The sequence below is a fragment of the Comamonas sp. wu1-DMT genome (genome assembly GCF_040187805.1).
GTDB classification, from domain to species: Bacteria; Pseudomonadota; Gammaproteobacteria; order Burkholderiales; family Burkholderiaceae_C; genus Comamonas; species Comamonas thiooxydans.
In genome coordinates this window covers 41,430-59,573 of the sequence record NZ_JBANEM010000005.1, presented here as the reverse complement: position 1 = coordinate 59,573, position 18,144 = coordinate 41,430, and the positions used below count along the sequence as shown (strand labels likewise).

15 protein-coding genes are annotated in these 18,144 nt (G+C 61.3%); 9 read left to right on the top strand and 6 right to left on the bottom strand.

The features are described 5' to 3' along the window. Window positions 1–263: 263 nt before the first annotated feature. From V8Z78_RS09460 to V8Z78_RS09440, 5 genes are all read left to right on the top strand, one after another. Window positions 264–1,685, top strand: a complete 1,422-nt coding sequence (locus V8Z78_RS09460) for a YdgA family protein (protein WP_349731278.1) — start codon at window positions 264–266, stop codon at window positions 1,683–1,685. A gap of 59 nt (window positions 1,686–1,744) precedes the next feature. Next, a complete protein-coding gene (locus tag V8Z78_RS09455) occupies window positions 1,745–1,954 on the top strand; it encodes a hypothetical protein (RefSeq protein WP_280031705.1) in 210 nt (69 codons plus the stop codon). A gap of 54 nt (window positions 1,955–2,008) precedes the next feature. Beyond that, the gene (locus tag V8Z78_RS09450) at window positions 2,009–4,132 is read left to right on the top strand and encodes a DUF3300 domain-containing protein (RefSeq protein ID WP_349731277.1); all 2,124 of its coding nucleotides are present in this window, start codon (window positions 2,009–2,011) and stop codon (window positions 4,130–4,132) included. A 126-nt stretch (window positions 4,133–4,258) separates the two neighbouring features. Further along, window positions 4,259–4,885 carry an FMN-binding negative transcriptional regulator gene (locus tag V8Z78_RS09445; RefSeq protein ID WP_003063873.1) on the top strand — a complete coding sequence of 209 codons (627 nt, stop codon included), beginning with the start codon at window positions 4,259–4,261 and terminating at the stop codon, window positions 4,883–4,885. 113 nt (window positions 4,886–4,998) lie between these two features. Beyond that, a complete protein-coding gene (locus V8Z78_RS09440) occupies window positions 4,999–5,880 on the top strand; it encodes a peptidoglycan DD-metalloendopeptidase family protein (protein WP_349731276.1) in 882 nt (293 codons plus the stop codon). Between the two features lie 112 nt (window positions 5,881–5,992). On the opposite strand, the gene V8Z78_RS09435 is transcribed toward V8Z78_RS09440, so the two are convergent. Further along, window positions 5,993–6,451: a DUF2242 domain-containing protein gene (locus V8Z78_RS09435; RefSeq protein ID WP_003063876.1), complete on the bottom strand. Its 459-nt coding sequence runs from the start codon at window positions 6,449–6,451 to the stop codon at window positions 5,993–5,995. Between the two features lie 437 nt (window positions 6,452–6,888). Between V8Z78_RS09435 and V8Z78_RS09430 the strand changes: the two genes are divergently transcribed. Continuing rightward, window positions 6,889–7,710 carry an META and DUF4377 domain-containing protein gene (locus V8Z78_RS09430; RefSeq protein WP_003063879.1) on the top strand — a complete coding sequence of 274 codons (822 nt, stop codon included), beginning with the start codon at window positions 6,889–6,891 and terminating at the stop codon, window positions 7,708–7,710. Between the two features lie 437 nt (window positions 7,711–8,147). On the opposite strand, the gene V8Z78_RS09425 is transcribed toward V8Z78_RS09430, so the two are convergent. Beyond that, window positions 8,148–8,495: a MoaF-related domain-containing protein gene (locus tag V8Z78_RS09425; RefSeq protein ID WP_003053278.1), complete on the bottom strand. Its 348-nt coding sequence runs from the start codon at window positions 8,493–8,495 to the stop codon at window positions 8,148–8,150. Between the two features lie 434 nt (window positions 8,496–8,929). On the opposite strand from V8Z78_RS09425, the gene V8Z78_RS09420 reads away from it, so the two are divergent. Beyond that, on the top strand, window positions 8,930–10,135 hold the full coding sequence (locus tag V8Z78_RS09420) for an MFS transporter (protein ID WP_370456503.1): 1,206 nt from the start codon (window positions 8,930–8,932) through the stop codon (window positions 10,133–10,135). 104 nt (window positions 10,136–10,239) lie between these two features. On the opposite strand, the gene V8Z78_RS09415 is transcribed toward V8Z78_RS09420, so the two are convergent. Both V8Z78_RS09415 and rarD read right to left on the bottom strand, forming a co-directional pair. Next, window positions 10,240–11,235, bottom strand: a complete 996-nt coding sequence (locus tag V8Z78_RS09415; RefSeq protein ID WP_046461987.1) for a diaminopimelate dehydrogenase — start codon at window positions 11,233–11,235, stop codon at window positions 10,240–10,242. A gap of 81 nt (window positions 11,236–11,316) precedes the next feature. After that, the gene (gene rarD / locus V8Z78_RS09410; protein ID WP_003063886.1) at window positions 11,317–12,207 is read right to left on the bottom strand and encodes an EamA family transporter RarD; all 891 of its coding nucleotides are present in this window, start codon (window positions 12,205–12,207) and stop codon (window positions 11,317–11,319) included. 201 nt (window positions 12,208–12,408) lie between these two features. Here rarD and V8Z78_RS09405 point away from each other — a divergent pair, with 201 nt between their 5' ends. Beyond that, on the top strand, window positions 12,409–13,176 hold the full coding sequence (locus V8Z78_RS09405; protein ID WP_349731275.1) for a pseudouridine synthase: 768 nt from the start codon (window positions 12,409–12,411) through the stop codon (window positions 13,174–13,176). Between the two features lie 54 nt (window positions 13,177–13,230). Here V8Z78_RS09405 and V8Z78_RS09400 read toward each other — a convergent pair whose 3' ends face one another. Further along, entirely contained in the window at window positions 13,231–14,250 is a 1,020-nt protein-coding gene (locus V8Z78_RS09400) for a DHH family phosphoesterase (RefSeq protein ID WP_003063891.1), read from the bottom strand. A gap of 335 nt (window positions 14,251–14,585) precedes the next feature. Between V8Z78_RS09400 and V8Z78_RS09395 the strand changes: the two genes are divergently transcribed. Next, on the top strand, window positions 14,586–15,782 hold the full coding sequence (locus tag V8Z78_RS09395; RefSeq protein ID WP_003063893.1) for a M20 aminoacylase family protein: 1,197 nt from the start codon (window positions 14,586–14,588) through the stop codon (window positions 15,780–15,782). Window positions 15,783–15,846: 64 nt separating this feature from the next. Here the strand turns inward: V8Z78_RS09395 and V8Z78_RS09390 are convergent, their stop codons facing one another. Then, entirely contained in the window at window positions 15,847–18,132 is a 2,286-nt protein-coding gene (locus tag V8Z78_RS09390; RefSeq protein WP_349731274.1) for a putative bifunctional diguanylate cyclase/phosphodiesterase, read from the bottom strand. Window positions 18,133–18,144 lie beyond the last annotated feature (12 nt).

The window sequence follows — 18,144 nt, the reverse complement described above, 5'->3', positions numbered from 1 at the left end:
TTTTTTATTGCGCAAACCGCTGCGGCATTTATCCCGAGAACAGCCATTCGGGTCTCCGATCGAGAAATGGATGGCGCCCCTAAATCATTGTTACATATTGAAATAAATACCGCCGGTATTGATTTTCAATACTTGATAAGCATTTACACAAAATGTTCTGAAATTCAGAGCATTCCATTATTTTCTTTCTAGAATCCTGCTCACCACAACATTACCAATCCGCAATTCATTCGCGGATTTTTTATTTTCATCAAAGGTCAAGAATGAACAAAAAAGCAGGGGCAGGCATTGCAGCGGCCATCGCCGTGATCGTGGCGGGAACACTGGGCACCAGCTATTACATGGGCGGCAAGTTGCAGCAGAGCTTTACCGAAGGCCTGGACAAGTGGAACGAGCATGGCGTGAAGATTCAGGTCACCAGCTATGACCGCGGTGCTTTTTCTTCCACCTCCAAAACAGTCTGGACGCTGGACAGCGGCGACGAGCCCGTCCAGTTCACCGCCGAGCACAAGATCAGCCACGGACCGCTCCCCCTGGGCCATGCCGCCGAGATTCACACCAGCTTCAATCTGCCCGAAGACGCGGACCCGGCGCTGAAGACCGCGCTCAACGGCCGCTCTCCGCTGGAAGTCGACACCAAGGTCGGCTGGGGCCGCAGCAGCTCCAACGTCATGACATCGCCGGCCGTGAGCAGCAAGATCAAGGACAGCGAAATGAACTGGGGCGGCATGAAGATCGTCTGGGACATGCCCGCCGACATGAAGGCCGCCAAGGGCACGGGCAGCTTCGCCGGCCTGCAGTTCAAGGACGAGGAAGGCAGCGTGACGCTGGACAAGGCCGATATGCGCTTCGACATGAAGCAGCCCGCGGGCCAGCAGTTCTGGACCGGCCCGTTTGCCATGACGATTGCCAAGATTGCCGCCACCAAGCAGGAAGATGAAGGCAAGAGTTCTGCCAGCCACTTCGAAGGCATCACCATGGATTCGGACACCGTCCTCAAGGGCGAGGTGGTGGAAATGACGCTCAAGACCGGTATCAAGACCGCCAAACTCGAAGACAAACAGGCTGACGATCTGGTGCTGGACATGGCGTTCAACAATGTCGATGCCAACTGGATCAACCAGGTCGTGGAAATGAGCAAGCGCAAGAACCCGCTGCTCGGTGCCGCTGGCGAAGCCGGGGACGATGAAGACGCTGAAGAACAGCAAAGCGGCGATCTGCGCGAGAAAATGCTCAAGTCGCTGACACAGGCGCTGGCACGCCAGCCCGTGATCGAACTCAAACGTCTGTCCATGCGCACCCCCGACGGCGTAAGCGAGTTCGCGGCTGCCATTCAATATCTGGGCGATGGCGAGAAGATGGGCACTCTGCTGCAGGACCTGAAGGTCAGCCTCAAGGCCGATATGCCCAAGGCCTTCATGGAAAACATGATGCTCTCGCGCAGGCGCTCCAGCCTGCTGGCCGTGTTTGAAGGCGAGAGCGAGTACAAGCCCGAAGATATCGAGGAAGCCGCCAAAGCCCAGACTCAGGCCAGCCTGGACATGCTCAAGGAGCAAGGCATCTTCGAAGACAAGGACGGCAAGATGCGCACTGAGATCGTCTATGCCAAGGGGGAATTCCAGGTCAACGGCAAACCGCTGGATGCCATGGGCACGAGCACACTCATGGGCACCATGACCGAATGATGTGACCGGCGTGCTGCTTCGCGGATAGCTCCAGGGCCTGCCTCGCGCAGGCCTTTTTCATGGAAAAAATCACCCCGGGCGTGGAGATACAGGCGAGCAAGCGCTCTCTGCATGCTCCGCCCAAAATTCTGAGTTTTTTAGCCTCTAAACCTTACCTACTCTACGAAAGAAACTATCAGAATTTATATTCTCTCGCCGACCATGGCCTGCAGCCACAGGCTTTATTTGCTTACAACACTCTGTCAACAACGGCTCAACACTGGCGTTAAAACAGCATCCGCCAAAGCACCGTGATTTGCACGGCGCGGCGCAAGGAGCGTCAGATGTCGCATTTCCCCCGGACCCGGCCTGAGCAGCCGGAACTGCAGCCAAACACGGTCGCCCGCCACTGGCATCTGGGCATGATCGCCCTGACCGCCGCCATGGCGTTGAGCGCCTGCAACGACAAGAATTCGCCGATCAAGGCGGACAGTGCGCAGCCGGCCTCGGCACCTGCCGCCACGAGCGATGTCGCCCAACATCAGCCTGCAGCCTATGTGCCACCCGGTGCAGACGCGCTCTACCGGATGGTTGCGCCGATTGCGCTGTACCCGGACAAGCTGGTGGCCCAGATCCTGGCCGGTGCCACCTATCCAGACCAGATCAGCACCGCCGAGACCTGGCTGGGGCAAAACCCCGGCCTGCAGAAGACAGCGCTGAGCAATGCCGTCAATGCCCAGAACTGGGACCCGTCCGTCAAGTCATTGACCCAGTTTCCCAACGTGCTGGAACAACTAGCCTCCAACCTGCCCTGGACCACGGCGCTCGGCAAAGCCTATTACAACGATCCCTCGGATGTGATGAACGCCATACAGGTCATGCGCAACCGGGCCTACAAGGCCGGCACGCTCAAGACCTCCAGCCAGCTCAAGGTCAACCTGGCGTCCGCGCCTGCCGCCGTGGCCTATACGCCTGGAGCCGTGGTCACACCGCTGCCCGACCCAGTCATAGAGCCACCGGAGCAGTTCATTGAAATCAGCCCTTCCCAGCTGGATACGGTCTACGTTCCCCAGTACAACCCCGCTGCGGTCTATGGTCAGCCGCTGCCCGTATATGGCGGCTACCGCTATGTGGAAGTGCCGCCTCCGACTCCCGTGGCCGGCGTGCCAGTGATGGCCGGCCTGCTGGGCTTTGGCACCGCCATCGTGCTGGCCGGGTCCATGGACAGGCATCCGTCCTGGGGCTGGAATGCTTGGAATATGCACTGGGGCGATCCCGAAAGGCCCTGGCGCCACGGCGAGCGCCCCCCGCCCCCGCAGGCCCGTCCGGCCGTGGTTTATAACAACACCACCTATATATCGCAGTCGCGAACCGTGGTGCAGAACATCCATCGCACGGACAACACCTACATCAACAACATCCATGCAAATGCCGCAGGCGAGCGCCAGGTACAAGCCGGACAGCCTCAGACTGCAGGCGTCTTCGCTGCACAGCATGGACTGCAGTCGGACGCGATTGCTGGCGGCGCAACAGCAGCGGCCGTCGGTGCCGCGGCACTGGCAGCCGGTGGCCATGCCCTGAGCCAGCGCCAGCCAGCACAGAGTCCTCTGGCTACACAGCTACAGGGCAGGCCGGGCTTTGCCCAGGGACCCAACCAGGTTCCAGGCGGGCCACGCGCGTCCAATGGCAATACTTTGATGCCGCCGCAAGACCCGCATGATCGCCATCCACCGCAGGCGCCGCAGATGCAGGCTGCCACGGCGGAGAAAGCCATGCAGCAACGCCCACAGGAGCCAACCCAGCGCCAGCAAGCAATGCAGCAGCAGACTCCTGTGCAGGTGCAACAGCAGCACGCCCAGGAGCAGGCCCAGCGTCAGCAGCCAATGCAGCAAGTCCGCGAGCAGCAGGAGCTCCAGCGGCAAGCCCAGATGCAGCAGCAACAGCAGCGTGCCCAGGAGAAGGCTCAACGCCAACAGCAAATGCAGCAAGCCCGTGATCAGCAAGAGCATCGGCAACAGGCACAGCTGCAGCAGATGCAACAGCAGCGCGCCCAGGAGCAGGCTCAGCGCCAGCAACAAATGCAGCAACAAGCCCTTGAACAGCAAGAGCGTCGGCAACAGGCACAGATGCAGCAGATGCAACAGCAGCGCGCCCAGGAACAGGCTCAGCGCCAGCAACAAATGCAGCAGCAACAAGCCCGTGAACAACAGCAGCGCCAGCAGCAGGCCCAGATGCAGCAGATGCAACAGCAGCACGCCCAGGAGCAAGCTCAGCGCCAGCAGCAAATGCAGCAACAACAGGCTCGTGAACAACAGCAGCGCCAGCAGCAGGCCCAGATGCAGCAACAACGGGCACAGGAACAGGCCCAACGCCAGCAGCAGGCTCAGCAGCACCAGGCCGAGCAACAGGCTCGCATGCAAGCGACGCGCTCAGAGGGCCGCTCGCGCGGGGATCGCGAGCACCGTTGAAACGCCACTCGCCTTCGTACCAAGCCGCCTGCCATGCAGGCGGCTTGTCAGCGCGCAACCTGCATGACGGTATAAACAAGCTCATAAAAGCTCATTCGTTTTGCTCCACTCATTGCCGCAGCCTTCATGTACAACCCCAGCCATTTCAAGATCGATGATCCGGCCTCCCTGCATGCCCTGATCCAGGCTCACCCGCTGGGTTGTCTGGTCACCCAGTCCGACGCGGGACTGGACGCCAATCACCTGCCGTTCGAGTTGCTGCAGGACGAGGATGGCATGCTGCGACTGATCGCCCATGTGGCGCGCGCCAATCCTGTGTGGCAGCAGATCCGGGACGACAGCCCCGTGCTGGTGATCTTCCGTGCCGAGCAGGCCTATATCTCTCCCAGCTGGTATCCCAGCAAGCACGAGACCCACGAGCAGGTGCCGACCTGGAACTACCGTGTGGTCCACGCGCACGGCCGCATCAGCGTGCGCGACGATGAAAAGTTCGTGCGCGGCGTGGTGGGCCGACTCACCCGCCGCCACGAGGCCAGCAACAATGCCGAGGCCCCATGGAAGATGAGCGACGCTCCGCCCGACTACCTGCAGCGCATGCTCGGCGCCATTGTGGGCCTGGAAATTACTGTCGACCGCCTGGAAGCCAAGTTCAAGCTGAGCCAGAACAAGCAGCAGCGCGACCGGCTTGGTGCAGTCCAGGCCCTGGAGCAGCGGGGACAGCTGGACCTGGCCCGGAGCATGCGCCAGCCCTGATCCCGCAGCCGGTCTTCAAGGCATGACCAGCGTAAAGCTCACATGTCTGTATCGCCTTTAGCTCCGCTATCGATAGCAATGCAGCACAATGCCTGCACAATCCGATAAGCACCATGCCGACCGAAAAACTTACCAGCCCCTCTTTCCCGCCCGCACGCCGTTACCTGCTGCAATGGATGGCGCAAACAGCGCTGTTTGCCGCAGCACCGGCCTGGGCGGCACGCAGCGCCAACTCGGACAGCGCGCTCTGGCCGCAGGACAGCAGGGTTCCCGGCGGCGTCGCACGCCTGTCGCTGGGCCCGGCTTCCGCACGCCCCCTGGTCACGGCAGCGAAGGCCGAGGTTCTGGTGGTGGGCGACATGATCGAATGGACCGCACTCGTGGGCATACCGCTTGCCAGCACACCGGGTGAGCAAAGCGTTGAAGTGAAGACCGACGGCCGTTTGCGCACCATGAGCTATACGGTGCACGACAAACAGTATGTGGAGCAGCGCCTCAAGGTCTCGCCCAAGACGGTGGACCTGTCTGCCGAAGACAATGCCCGCTACGAACGCGAGGCCGCCCACCTGAAGACCGTGATGGCCACCTTCACCGAGCCGCTGCCTTCCGGCAGCCTGCACATGCGCGTGCCGGTGCCGGGCCGTCGCTCCAGCAGCTTCGGCCTGCGCCGTGTCTTCAACGGCCAGTCGCGCAATCCGCACAGCGGCATGGACATTGCCGCCCCCACCGGAACGCCTGTGCGTGCACCGCTGCCCGGCAAGGTGATCGATGTGGGTGACTATTTCTTCAACGGCGGCACGGTCTGGCTGGACCATGGCGGCGGCCTGCTCACCATGTACTGCCACCTGAGCCAGGTGGACTGCAAGCCCGGCGACCAGTTGCAGACGGGCGATGCCTTTTGCAAGGTCGGAGCCACAGGCCGCGTGACCGGTCCCCACCTGCACTGGAGCGTGATGCTGAACCGCGCCATGGTGGACCCGGCGCTGTTCATCTGAACGGATCTCGCAGACTAAAAAGCGGCTCCGCGAGCCGCTTTTTAGTTCTTGCTACCAGATCAGAATCACAAGCTCCCGACCTACCAAGCGCTGCAGACCGGTTTGCTCGAAACTATGGCGCATCCTGATCCTGCTTCAGATAGTTCTCCACCAGTTCGAAAAAACTGTCGTAGAAGCTGCGTTTGGAAATGGTCTCGCTGCCCACCTTGACCAGCGAATCGTTGCTGGAAGAAAACGGCAGAGACAGCGAACCCAGAGCGCTCACGCCCACGCTGGCCGAGGTTGCACTTTTCTTGAGCGAATAGCGATCCTGCAACGCTGTCGCAAAACCCAGACTGACCAGGCCGTCGCTGGTCTGCGGCACGCAGACCACACGGAAATTGATTTCCAGATTGGTCTCCGTATTGGGCTGGAAGTTCTTGCGCCCTTCTATCAGCTCCTGCGTCCTGGCCGTGGCGATATAACCCTGGCTCAACAAGGCACGGCGCGCGGCCTCGCAAGTTTGTGCCGGTGTCGCATCAAAGCCGCGGGAAAACGTGGAACTGGAGTCGAAAGTCTCCTGTACCGGCATATGCTGAGGTGCGGTTGCCGAGCATGCCCCCAGCAAACCTGCCAATATGCCCACAGAACCCAGCCGCCCCCAATTCAGCCCAAACAAAGCAACACCACCTAAGCGCACAGAAACTCCTTGATGCCTGGGCCGTAGTTTCTTCATAGCCCGAACCTTTGAAGCGTAGCAGCTTGGCAAAGACTAATTTGACGAAGCGCTGTCTAGACGTACGGATTTTTTCGCTCTTTACAGGGGCTTCACGCCCGAGCGGCACATCTGATTTCTCCGCCCGTCAGCGTGCAGCATTTGTTGACACTCTGAGGTTGTCGAAGCGCAAAACAACAGCAACGTTGGGTTAAGGTCAGATAAAACCCGCAGGGAACTGATATGGTCAACAGAGACTCTGTTACTGCTGACACGGTTTGCCGTATTCCTCTATTCGACCTTAAGGAAACCCTATGAAATTTCGCTGGACCTGGTGCCTTCCCCTTGTTGCTTCCATGACGCTTGCCGCCTGCGGTACGACAGGCGGCGGCGGTGCAAGCAAGCCCGGCCCTACAGGCCCCGCAGGCGATGCCACGTCGCTGACTGCCTACCACTGGAAATTGCAAGAGGCCTTCACGCCGGCGGGCAATGAGGACCAGAGCTGGTTCCTGGGCTCCAGCCAGGCACCTATCGAGCTGGACTTCGTGGACCAGCGCGTCGTCGTCAAGAATCTGTGCAACGTCATCTCGTCGGCTTACACCGTTGAAGGCCAGCGCATCAATCTGCAGCGAGGCATGAGCACCCTGCGTGCCTGCAATGACAACCAACTGATGATGCTGGAGCAGAAGGTTGCGCGCATTCTGCCTACGGCCAAGCAGTGGAACGTGCAGCTCGGCGGCGCCACTACTGAACAGCCTCGCCTGACGCTGCAGTTCATTGATGGCACGCGCTGGCAGCTCAACGGCAAGCCCACCGCCCAGACCCAATACGGCAGCGCGCCCGAGCGCATATTTCTCGAGGTCGGTCCCGAGCGTAAGGCCTGCAGTGCAGGCGCAGGCCGCCATCAGTGTCTGCAGGTGCGCGAGATCCGCTACGGCGACAACGGCGTCAAGACCTATACCGGCCAGTGGGAAAACTTCTACAGCGAGATTGAAGGCTACAAGCACGAAGCCGGTGTGAGCAACGTGCTGCGCATCAACCGCTTCAAGCGCCAAAATGTTCCCGCCGATGCTTCAAGCTATGTCTATGTGCTGGACATGGTGGTGTCCTCGGCCATCGCCGACAAGCGCAAGTAAGCCACGTTCAGGCATTGAAAAAGCCGGCCCAGGTGCCGGCTTTTCTATTTTCATGCGTACATTCAACGCCGATGTTTCACGCACCACACTCCATCAATCGAAGCCGGTGTCAGAGGACGATTTTCTTTTGGCAATAACTACTTAGGGAATGTTTTCTGAACGTAGCAGTTCGGAAAACAGGATTGCAGGTTATGCCCAGCGTCTGTGGAGCCGCCTGTGGACAAGCCTCGGAAAAACAGGGCGAGGCCGCACAGGCATTGACTTCGGGCACTGCGATCAAAAAATACGCAGGGATGGTTGGGCCTGCGATGTTTCACGGAGAAAAAAGCCGACACCTTTCGGATGTCGGCAAGAGAGGAAAGTCACTGACCTCACACACACAAATCATTGAACTGGCTTCTGCCTCGGCTCCATGCCCCGGACAAGAGCCGACAGATTCAACGCAGACGGAAACGGCCTTCCACAAACATGGAGGAACGATGGCCGCTTTCGCACTGGTTGTCAGCGTAGGACCAGAAAGCCTGCACCGTGCCCTTGGCTGAGTCTATGACCTGGCTGACCGTGAAGCCGGTCTTCTCGATCCAGTTCAAAAAATGCAGGTGGTCGCTCAGTTGCAGATAGCTGAGGTTCTCGCAGCCCTCGGAAATATGCCCTTGCGAGTCCACCACGCGCCAGCGCATCTGACCGCTGGCGGTGTAGCGGACTTGGGCCTGGCTGTCCGGGAATTCAATGACTGCTTCGCGGCCCAGAAGAGTTCCTGCGTATTGCATCGAAAGCATGGACATGATGTGACTCCTTGAGAGAAAGCTTCGCTATTCATAACGCCAAACCATTTGTGTGAAGCTATGATGAATCGCCGCCGTTTCCTTGCGTGTGGGAAAGTGACTCATGCCTTCGTCGGTAAACATTTTTTGACAAACAAGGCTTCTCTCCTGCATGGCATGAAGGTCAATCCGCAGCCTGCTTGCCGGATATGAACCGCAGCAGAAGTGAATGCTCATAACGGCCACAGGCACTGCAGAGAACAAGGCGATCGCGCATACTCGGCCCTCTGACATTTCAGGTCGCCAAGGCAGGAAGTCGGCCCAGGCCCACTCCCGCCTCCCCAGCCGCACTCACGGATCTCACCTTGTCCACCCCCGTCACCTCTACAGCGCCTCAGGCCCCCTCCATCCCGCCATTGCGCGATCCCGCTTTTGTCAATTTCGTGCTGGCACGCATGCTTGCCATGTTTGCCCAGCAGATGCAGGCCGTGGTGGTGGCCTGGCAGGTATACGACATCACGCGCGAGCCTCTGTCTCTGGCCTATGTCGGGCTGGCGCAGTTCCTGCCCATGGCGGGTCTGCTGATTCCCGCTGGCGATCTCAGCGACCGCATGAGCCGCAAGCGCCTGCTTGGCATCAGCTGGCTGGTGGCCGCGGTCTGCTCGGGCCTGCTCTGGCTGCTGGCCGAGAGCGGTGCTCACAATGTGCACTGGATTTATGCAGTGCTGGTGCTGTTTGGCTGCAGTCGCGCCTTCAGCGGTCCGGCGCTGCAAAGCCTGTTGCCGCAGATCGTTGCCCGCGAGCAGCTGGCCCAGGCACTGGCCACCAACAGCATGCTGATGCGTATCTCGGCGATTGCCGCTCCCGTGCTGGGCGGCCTGCTGTACGCGCTCGGCGGCGGCGTGCTGACCTATGCAGTCTGTGGCGTCGCTCTGCTTCTGGGCGCAGGCCTGCTGAGCCAGGTCCCCGTGCACTTTGCCAGCCCCAGGATCGTCACTGACGTTCAAACCACCATGTGGCAACGCTTTGCCGAAGGCCTGCATTTCATGCGCACCCGCCCCATCATCCTTGGCACCATCTCGCTCGATCTGTTTGCTGTGCTGCTGGGCGGCGTTGTGGCCCTGCTGCCCGTCTATGCGCATGAGGTGCTGCAGGTCGGTCCGCAAGGCCTGGGCCTGCTGCGCTCCTCCATGGCCGCAGGCGAGGTCTGCATGGGCCTGTGGCTGGCCTCGCGCCCCATCAACCGCCGCGTGGGCAAGGTGATGTTTGCCGCCGTAGCAGTGTTCGGACTGGCCAATCTGGTGTTTGCGCTCTCGCACTGGTTTGTACTGTCCATGCTGGCACTGGCCGTGGCCGGTGCGGCCGATATGGTTAGCGTCTATATTCGCGGCGCATTGGTGCAGTTTTCAACGCCCGACCATATGCGCGGCCGCGTGAATGCGGTGAACATGCTGTTCATCGGCTCCTCCAACGAGCTGGGCGAGTTCCGCGCAGGCAGCAGCGCGTCCTGGTTTGGCGCAGTTCCCGCCGCCATTCTGGGCAGCCTGTGCACGCTGGGCGTGGTGGGTGGCTGGATGACACTGTTCAAGCCGCTGCGCGATGTGGACAGGCTCGAAGATGCGGCGCGCGTAAGCGGCCTCGAGCCCCCCGCAAGCACTTGAAAATCAATAGCTGCCAACCATCGAGCAATTGGCGCTGCAACCCGTTTCGACACAAAAAAGCCTCGCAGACCCTGCGAGGCTTTTTGCTGATCGCGGCGGCTGATTTACAGCAGCTCGGCACGCAGTTGTGCGGCGCTCTTGGGCGACAGCAGGCCAGGGGCCACGTCAAATACGGTCTTGCAGCCATGTTGGCCAGCCTGGGCCAGGCGATGCACGGCGCGGGCATAGGCCACAAGCACACTGGAGGTGAACTCGGGGTTGCTATCCAGTTGCAGGCGGTATTCGATGACCTGCTTGTTTTCGGCACTGGTGTTGCCGCTGCGGATCACAAAGCCGCCATGGGGCATGGAAGAGTGATCGCGAGCCAGCTCTTCGGCACTGATGAAGTGGACCGTGGTGTCGTACTGGTCGAAGTAGTGAGGCATTTCCACAATGGTCTTGCGCACGGCTTCGGCGTCGGCGCCATCCTTGAGCACCACATGGCATTCACGCTGGTGCTTCTCGCGGGTGGACAGCTCGGGGCGCACGCCGGAACGCACCTTGTTGACGGCCTCTTCCACAGGAATGGTGTACTGCACGCCGCCGGCCACGCCTTCCACGCGGCGGATGGCGTCGGAATGGCCCTGGCTCAGGCCCTTGCCCCAGAAGGTGTAGGTAGCGCCGTCAGGCAGCAGGGCTTCACCCAGCACGCGGTTGATGGAGAACATGCCGGGGTCCCAGCCGGCCGAGATCAGGGCCGTGCACTGCCCCCCCTGAGCGGCCTTGTCCACATTGGCAAAGTGTTCGGGGATGCGGGCATGGGTGTCAAAGCTGTCGACCAGATTGAAATGGGCCGCCAGCTCGGGCGCCTGCCTGGGCAAATCGTCCTTGGAGCCACCGCAGAGAATCAGCACATCGACCTGACCTTTGTGCGACAGCAAAACATCCATGGAATGCACAGGCGTACCTGCATTCAGGGGCTGGAGTTGGGAAGGGTCGCGACGGGTGTAAATCCCCTTGAGCTGCATATCGGGGTTCTTGGCGACAGCAGCTTCCACGCCGCGGCCCAGATTGCCGTAACCGACGATAGCAACGCGGATAGGGGATGGGGTCGATGCCATGACGAGCTATTCCTTCAAACAAAACAAAACTTCAATTATTGCCCTGTGATGCACCAACTTGGGGCTGGAACTGCTGCAATCTCAGTCCGATGTGTGTGAACGCCCACGCCATGAATGCCGCAAGCCATCGCCGATCAGCAGGCCCACGGCGGCGAAGATCAGCGCATAGCTCAGTTGCTGCTGCGGCTCCATGCTCTCGCCCAGCAGCCAGGCCACCACGACCAGCAGGGCCGGCTCCACGTAGGACAGCAGACCGAACAGACCCAGCGGCAGCCAGCGACTGGCAATCATGTACAGCGCCAGCGCCACTGCGCTGACGATGCCCAGCAAGGGCAGCAGGCCCCATAACGTCGGATGACCCGCGACCAGCGGCCAACTGTCGGGCGTGCGCAGCGTGAAGGCAATGGCCACCGGAACCAGCAGCGCCATGTCTATCCAGTGACCGGCCAGGGTATCGGTCTGCAGCCAGCGGCGCAGCGAGAAATACACCGTGTAGCCCAGCGCCACCACCCAGGTCTCCCAGGACATGCCGCCGGCCTGCCAGAACTCATGTGCCACGCCCGCAGCCGCCAGGAGCGTAGCCAGGCTCTGGCCCAGAGTCAGACGCTCGGCAAACAGTACACGCCCAGCCACGACCATCACCAGCGGCAGCAGAAAATAGCCCAGCGACACTGGCAACGCACGCCCGTTCATGGGTGCCCACATGAAAATCCATAGCTGCACGCCCAGCAGTGCCGCGCTCAGCACCAGCAGCATTCCAAACCGGGGCTGGGCCAGAGCTCGCGCCAGCAAGTCGCGTACCGCCGCCACCTCCTTGAGAGCGAACAGCAGGGCAGTGGTAAAGGGCAACGTCACCAGCACGCGCCAGCCAAAGATCTGCTCGCCATCGAGCGGGGCAAGAAAAGGCGAGAGGTAATACAGCGAGGCGAACAGCACGGACGCCAGGACCGAAACCACCACCCCCTTGAACATCACAGACACAAGATCAAGCCTCCAAATGGCGGCCAGCATTGATCCGTCAAGCGCTGGCAGCTACTTCAAAAAATGAGCCGACGTCGAGCAGCCCGCATCGATTCTCGGCCACGAAGCGGCCTGTCGGCAGGCAGACCCTGGTCAGCAAAGCTTTGCACTGTGCGCTAGAGTGCGGCTCGCCCTCTTCTGTCTGCCTTCCACATGCCCGATACCGCCCTGCCCGACGGCTCTGCCAATCCGCCTTTGCACATACTCTGGCAGGACGAGCATATGGTCGTGGTCTACAAACCCGCCGGCTGGCTGGTGCATCGCACGGGCCTGGATGCTCACGAGACCCGCTTTGTCATGCAGACGCTGCGCGACCAGCTGGGCCACCATGTCTGGCCCGTGCACCGGCTGGACAAGGGCACTTGCGGCGTGCTGCTCATGGCACTGCACAAGCAAGCGGCCCAGGCTCTGGCTGCCAGCTTTGCAGCCCATGAAACCCGCAAGGAATATCGGGCCCTGGTGCGCGGCTGGCTACCCGAAACGTTGGAAGTCGATCATCCCCTCAAGCCCGACGATGCACCCGAGGATGCCCCGGTGCAGGACGCGCACACGCACTTGCGCTGTCTGGCGCGCCTGTCCTGGCCCGAAAGCTATGACGGCCGACACCCCGAAACCCGCATCAGCCTGGTCGAAGCCCTGCCGACCACGGGCCGCAGACACCAGATACGCCGCCATCTCAAGCATGTGGCCCACCCCATCATCGGCGACGCCACCCATGGCAAGGGGCCGCTGAATCGCTGGTGGGCCGAGCGCCTGGGTCAACAGCGGCTATGGCTGCATGCCAGGGCACTGGAGATTGCCCACCCCGTGAACGGGCAGCTCATGCGCTTCGAGGCCGACTGGTCCAGCCTGACTCAGCTGCAGGAAGCGCGGGACTGGCAAAAGCTGCTGGCACTGCCGGGCTGGCAATCCATAGCATAAGAAACAGCTGTCAGCGCTTGTATCTCAAGCGTTGGCAGCTATGATTTTCTGCAACTACGCAGACTTGGGCGTTGCGCGAATCCACTTGCCCTCTTCGTCGAACTGCAGGCCTGGTGCGGCCGCAAACTCGTATTGTGCTTCGGGTTCGGCCTTGAGCTCACCCTGCAGCAACTCCACCAGACGCTCGTTGCCCATCTTGAAGCCACAGGCCTGGGCATGGCCGCCGCCGCCAAAGCTCTCCGCCAGAGGAATGCAGTTGAACTCCGAGCGCGAGCGCAGGCCCACCTTGGTGCCCTTGTGATTGGCATGCCACATCAGGGCAAAGCTGCCGCTCTGGCGCGCCAGCAAATCGCCCACCTGGCTGTGGAACATGCCCGGGCAGTTGACCATCAGGCCCTGCCTGCCGTTGAAGACCAGCACCTGGGCGCCGTCGGCAATATCGGCACAAAGCTTCTGGAATTTCTCGTCCATGGCGCCGCCACGCGCCATGTAGACGGTTTCCTGCTCGGGCGTGAAGGCCGCAATCTCGGCCCAGCGCTCAAAGCTGCGCACGGGCTCCATGTCCAGAGCCGCGAGAAACGCCGCACTTTCGGGGAATTCCCATTTCCAGATATCGCGGTCCTCGATGTAGCGAATCAGACCAGGCACTGGCTTGTCGGCCTGGAAAAACTCCCAGGCCAGACGCGCGCCGGACTTGCTCATATCGAAATGCACCACGCCGCATTGGCATTGGTAGCCGCTGAGTTTCTCGGCCGCACTCTTGTGATGGTCCAGCACCACGAGCTTGGCCACGCGCGACTCGATCTCGGCCATCAACGTGGGCTCGAAGGCAAAGTCCAGCACATAGACGGCGCGACCGGCCAGATCGCCCAGGTCGTCGGCCGTCTGAATCTCGCCGTGATCCAGACCGCGAAACTCGGCCTGGCCTTCATAGAACAGCCAGGCCGCCAGCGCCGCGCCAAAGCCGTCGGGGCAGCGACGGCCATGATAGAGGATGAGGGGCTTGGGATCGTTGCGATCGGGGCGTACCAGCAACTGCTGGAACAGGGAAATTTTGGCGTTCTGTGCGGTCATAACCGGGCATTTTCGCCGTTTGCGCCGGAACGAGGCGACGCACGGGCATTGCGGGTTCACAGCTGACTGCTTCGTCGGGTGCTTCGCCCTGCCAGACACGACCGGCAGGGCTCATCCGGCTACCCACAAGAGGCTTCACGCCTGGTAAGTCACCGCTTGCTTTTTCCTCGGTTAGCACAAGCGCTGAAATCCCTGATTTCGGTATCTACCTAAGCCCCCACTCTTCGCATACGCCTATGATGGGGGTCTTGCTATTGAAATGCTGCGGTCACCGGCAGGCCCGCAACGCTTGCCTGCCACGACAGTTACAGCGCTGGGTGCTCCGCGGCCCCTGTATGCGATCTACACCCGATATCACTCCTCACCTCGGTACGCTGCTCAGTTTTCGCCGCGACCTGCACGCCAATCCTGAGCTCAAATACGAAGAGCACCGCACCGGCGACAAGGTCGCCGCATACCTCACGGCCCTGGGCCTGACCGTGCATCGCGGCCTGGGCCAGACTGGCATCGTCGCCAGCATCTACGGCAAGGGCCGCAGCAAGGACAACCCCGGCCGCAGCATCGGCATCCGCGCCGACATGGATGCCCTGCCCGTCACGGAAATCAACACCTTCGGGCACATCAGCCAGAACAAGGGCCGCATGCATGCCTGCGGCCACGACGGCCACACCACCATGCTGCTGGGCGCTGCCACCACCCTGGCTCAGCAACCCGACTTTGACGGCACGGTGCACCTGATCTTCCAGCCAGCCGAAGAAGGAGGCGCTGGCGCCAAGGCCATGATGGATGACGGCCTGTTCGAGAAATTCCCCTGCGAAGCCGTGTTTGCGCTGCACAACTGGCCATCGCTGCCGGCCGGCCAGATGGCCGTGCGCGTTGGCCCCATCATGGCCTCCACCCTGCGCTTTCAGATCAGGGTCCACGGCAAGGGTGGCCATGCGGCCATGCCCCACACCACGCTGGACCCTATTCCCGTGGCCTGCGCCATCGTCAGCCAGTTGCAGACCCTGGTCTCGCGCAGCACCGATCCGCTGGACTCGGCCGTGCTCACCGTGGGCAAGATCACCAGCGGCACCGTGGAGAACATCATTCCCGATGACGCCATCATCGCCGGCACCGTGCGCACCCTGAAGAAGGAAACGCGCGAGATGTTTGTCGAAGGCCTCAAACGCATCAGCAGCCACGTGGCAGCCGCCCATCTGTGCACGGCCGAGTTCACGCTGCGCCCCGGCGCCTACCCCAACACCACCAACCACGCCCGCGAAGCCAAGTTCATGGCCGCCGTGATGCGTGAAGTGGTCGGTGACGACAACGCCTTTGACGATGTGCTGCCCGCCATGACCTCCGAAGACTTCGGCTTCATGCTGGAGGCCGTCCCCGGCGCCTATGGCTGGATTGGCAATGCCAAGGGCGACCAGCCCGGCGTGAGCCTGCACAATCCGGCCTACGACTTCAACGATGACAACATCGGTCGCGGCTCCAGATTCTGGGATCTGCTGGCACGTCGCTATTTTGAGCAGCCAGCCGCCTGACGACAGCCAAGAACTACGCTATTCATAGCTGATAGCCCTCAACCAACAACGGTTGTGGGCTTTTTTACATCTTGGCAGCGGCATCGGGCTCGCCCAACACCTCGACCAGCCAACGCTGCTGCGGCATGGGCATGCCGAGCAGCATGCCCTGAAGCACGATGTCCGGGTTCCACTGCGTCAACTGCAGCGCCTGCTCGGACAGTTCCACGCCTTCGGCCACCACGCGCAGTTGCAAGCGGCGCGCCACCAGCAACATCGCCTCCACCAGAGCTGCATCTTTTTCGGAGCGATGGCTGCCGCTGACAAAGCTTCTGTCGATCTTGAGCTCCTGAATCGGCAGGTGCTGCAGGCTGTACATACTGGAATAGCCGGTCCCGAAGTCATCGAGAGAAATCTCTATGCCCAGGCCACGCAGTGCCAGCATGCGCCGACGTGCCTGATCCAGATCCCGCAGCAAGGTGCCTTCGGTGATCTCCAGTGTCAGCTGGCGAGCATTGGCACCGGTTTCCCTCAAGACCTTGTCCAGCGTCGCCATGAAGTCGTCATGCGCAAATTGCTGAGCGCTGACGTTGACCGACAGACGCAGTCCACGCTCTGCCATGACCGGCCTGGCCAGCAGCATGCAAGCCTGACGCAGCACCCAGTCGCCCAGACGCACGATGAGCTCGGACTCCTCGGCCACCGGAATGAACTCTCCCGGGCTTACCAGCCCCCATTCGGGATGCTGCCAGCGTACCAGCGCCTCGGCACCCACGCAGCGACCGCGCGCATCGGTCTGGCTCTGCAGATACAGACGCAACTCCCCGTCGGAGATGCCGTGGTACAAATCCCGGGCAATGCGCACGCGCCGATATACATCCTGGGCCATGCGCGGCTCGAACAGCACCACGCTGCCCGGGCCGCCCAGCTTGGCCTCATGCAAGGCCACGCTGGCAAAGCGCAGCACGTCATGGCTGTTGCCGCCTTTGATGGCCGGCTCCAGCACGGCACCGCCAATGCAGCAGCTGACAAACTCGGTTTCCACCCAGCTGTTGAGAGAAAACGGCTTTTGCAAGGCCTTCTTCAAGGTCTGCGCATACAGCAGCAGTTGCTCCTCCACACCTTCGGCATGCTTGTGCAGGCCATCAAAAACAATAGCAAACTCCGCAGCCGCAACACGCGCAATCCAGGCATCGTCAGGCAGCACCTCGACCAGCCTGGCCCCCATGGCCTGCACCAGCTCGTCGCTGTGCTGCATGCCATGCACATCGTTGAAGACGGAAAAGCGATCTACGTCCAGCAGCAGCAAGCCATGGCTGGCATCCTGCCGAACCAGGGCCAGCTCGCGCAGATGCAAGGTCAGCGAATGGCGGTTGGGCAGCCCTGTGAGCGAGTCCAGGTAGACCAGGTCGTGGATACGGCGCTCGGCCAGAACGCGCTCGGAGAGATCGCGCTTGAGCTCCACATAATTGACGACCTCTCCCTGAGGCGTGCGAATCGGCGTCACCAGCACCGACTCCCGCAAGGCCTCACCCTTGCTCGTGCGATTGGTCATCTCGCCACGCCATAGCGTGCCCTTGGCCAGTTGCTTGAGCGCGCGCTGACGGTGACTGCGATCCATGCCCATGGTAGATACCAGCTCGGTAGACTGGCCGATCACCTGCTCGCGCGCATAGCCCGAGCGCAGCAGAAAGGCCTCGTTGACATAGATGACCTTCAGCTCGGGATCGGTGATGACGATACTCTCGGGGTTCTGCTCGACCGCCCGATAGAACTTGCGCAGCTCGTTCTGGCTGACCTCCAGTGCGGCCAGCATCTCCTGGCTTTTCTGCACGCGCCGCCCCAGGCTGGCTCTTGCCTGCAAGCAAATGATGAGCACCAGCATCATCATCCCCAGCAAATGAACCATCGCCAGCAGATGCTCGGCTGCCGATAGAGCTGCAAATGGCGTGCCGATATGTGGCGCCAGCCACCATAGAGCGGCAACGACGATGGAGGACAGCCCCAGCATCGTCAGGGCAGCACGCGTGCCCTGCACCCAGAGCGCAACAGCCAGCCAGGCAGGAAATGCCATCACGGCCGGCCCATAAAGCCCTCCCATGTGCCAAACCCAGAGCAAGCTCAACAGCCAGTTGCCCCAGACAAAGCAGGACACGGCCCAGACCCACTGCCTGGCCTTGGCCAGGCCCATGCACAACAGCGACAGCAGCATGACGCCGCCGGACAGCGCCAGATCCATGTCGTCCATCGCCGGCATCAGCAACCAGACCAGACTCATTGCAGCGCCCAGGACCCACATCCAGAGACAGCCCAGCCACACCATGCGGCGCATGGGCAACCGGTATCTGGCCTCAACGAAGTGACGCTGCATGCAAGCCCTTTG

What these genes read in the sequence shown, in the direction of transcription:
- V8Z78_RS09450 (WP_349731277.1), top strand. Translation starts at nt 2,009, where the DNA reads ATGTCGCATTTCCCCCGGACCCGGCCTGAGCAGCCGGAACTGCAGCCA.
- V8Z78_RS09425 (WP_003053278.1), bottom strand. Translation starts at nt 8,495, where the DNA reads ATGTCCATGCTTTCGATGCAATACGCAGGAACTCTTCTGGGCCGCGAA.
- V8Z78_RS09390 (WP_349731274.1), bottom strand. Translation starts at nt 18,132, where the DNA reads ATGCAGCGTCACTTCGTTGAGGCCAGATACCGGTTGCCCATGCGCCGC.
- V8Z78_RS09405 (WP_349731275.1), top strand. Translation starts at nt 12,409, where the DNA reads ATGCCCGATACCGCCCTGCCCGACGGCTCTGCCAATCCGCCTTTGCAC.
- V8Z78_RS09415 (WP_046461987.1), bottom strand. Translation starts at nt 11,235, where the DNA reads ATGGCATCGACCCCATCCCCTATCCGCGTTGCTATCGTCGGTTACGGC.
- V8Z78_RS09440 (WP_349731276.1), top strand. Translation starts at nt 4,999, where the DNA reads ATGCCGACCGAAAAACTTACCAGCCCCTCTTTCCCGCCCGCACGCCGT.
- V8Z78_RS09435 (WP_003063876.1), bottom strand. Translation starts at nt 6,451, where the DNA reads ATGCCGGTACAGGAGACTTTCGACTCCAGTTCCACGTTTTCCCGCGGC.
- rarD (WP_003063886.1), bottom strand. Translation starts at nt 12,207, where the DNA reads ATGTTCAAGGGGGTGGTGGTTTCGGTCCTGGCGTCCGTGCTGTTCGCC.
- V8Z78_RS09420 (WP_370456503.1), top strand. Translation starts at nt 8,930, where the DNA reads ATGCTTGCCATGTTTGCCCAGCAGATGCAGGCCGTGGTGGTGGCCTGG.
- V8Z78_RS09430 (WP_003063879.1), top strand. Translation starts at nt 6,889, where the DNA reads ATGAAATTTCGCTGGACCTGGTGCCTTCCCCTTGTTGCTTCCATGACG.
- V8Z78_RS09460 (WP_349731278.1), top strand. Translation starts at nt 264, where the DNA reads ATGAACAAAAAAGCAGGGGCAGGCATTGCAGCGGCCATCGCCGTGATC.
- V8Z78_RS09445 (WP_003063873.1), top strand. Translation starts at nt 4,259, where the DNA reads ATGTACAACCCCAGCCATTTCAAGATCGATGATCCGGCCTCCCTGCAT.
- V8Z78_RS09400 (WP_003063891.1), bottom strand. Translation starts at nt 14,250, where the DNA reads ATGACCGCACAGAACGCCAAAATTTCCCTGTTCCAGCAGTTGCTGGTA.
- V8Z78_RS09455 (WP_280031705.1), top strand. Translation starts at nt 1,745, where the DNA reads ATGGAAAAAATCACCCCGGGCGTGGAGATACAGGCGAGCAAGCGCTCT.
- V8Z78_RS09395 (WP_003063893.1), top strand. Translation starts at nt 14,586, where the DNA reads ATGCGATCTACACCCGATATCACTCCTCACCTCGGTACGCTGCTCAGT.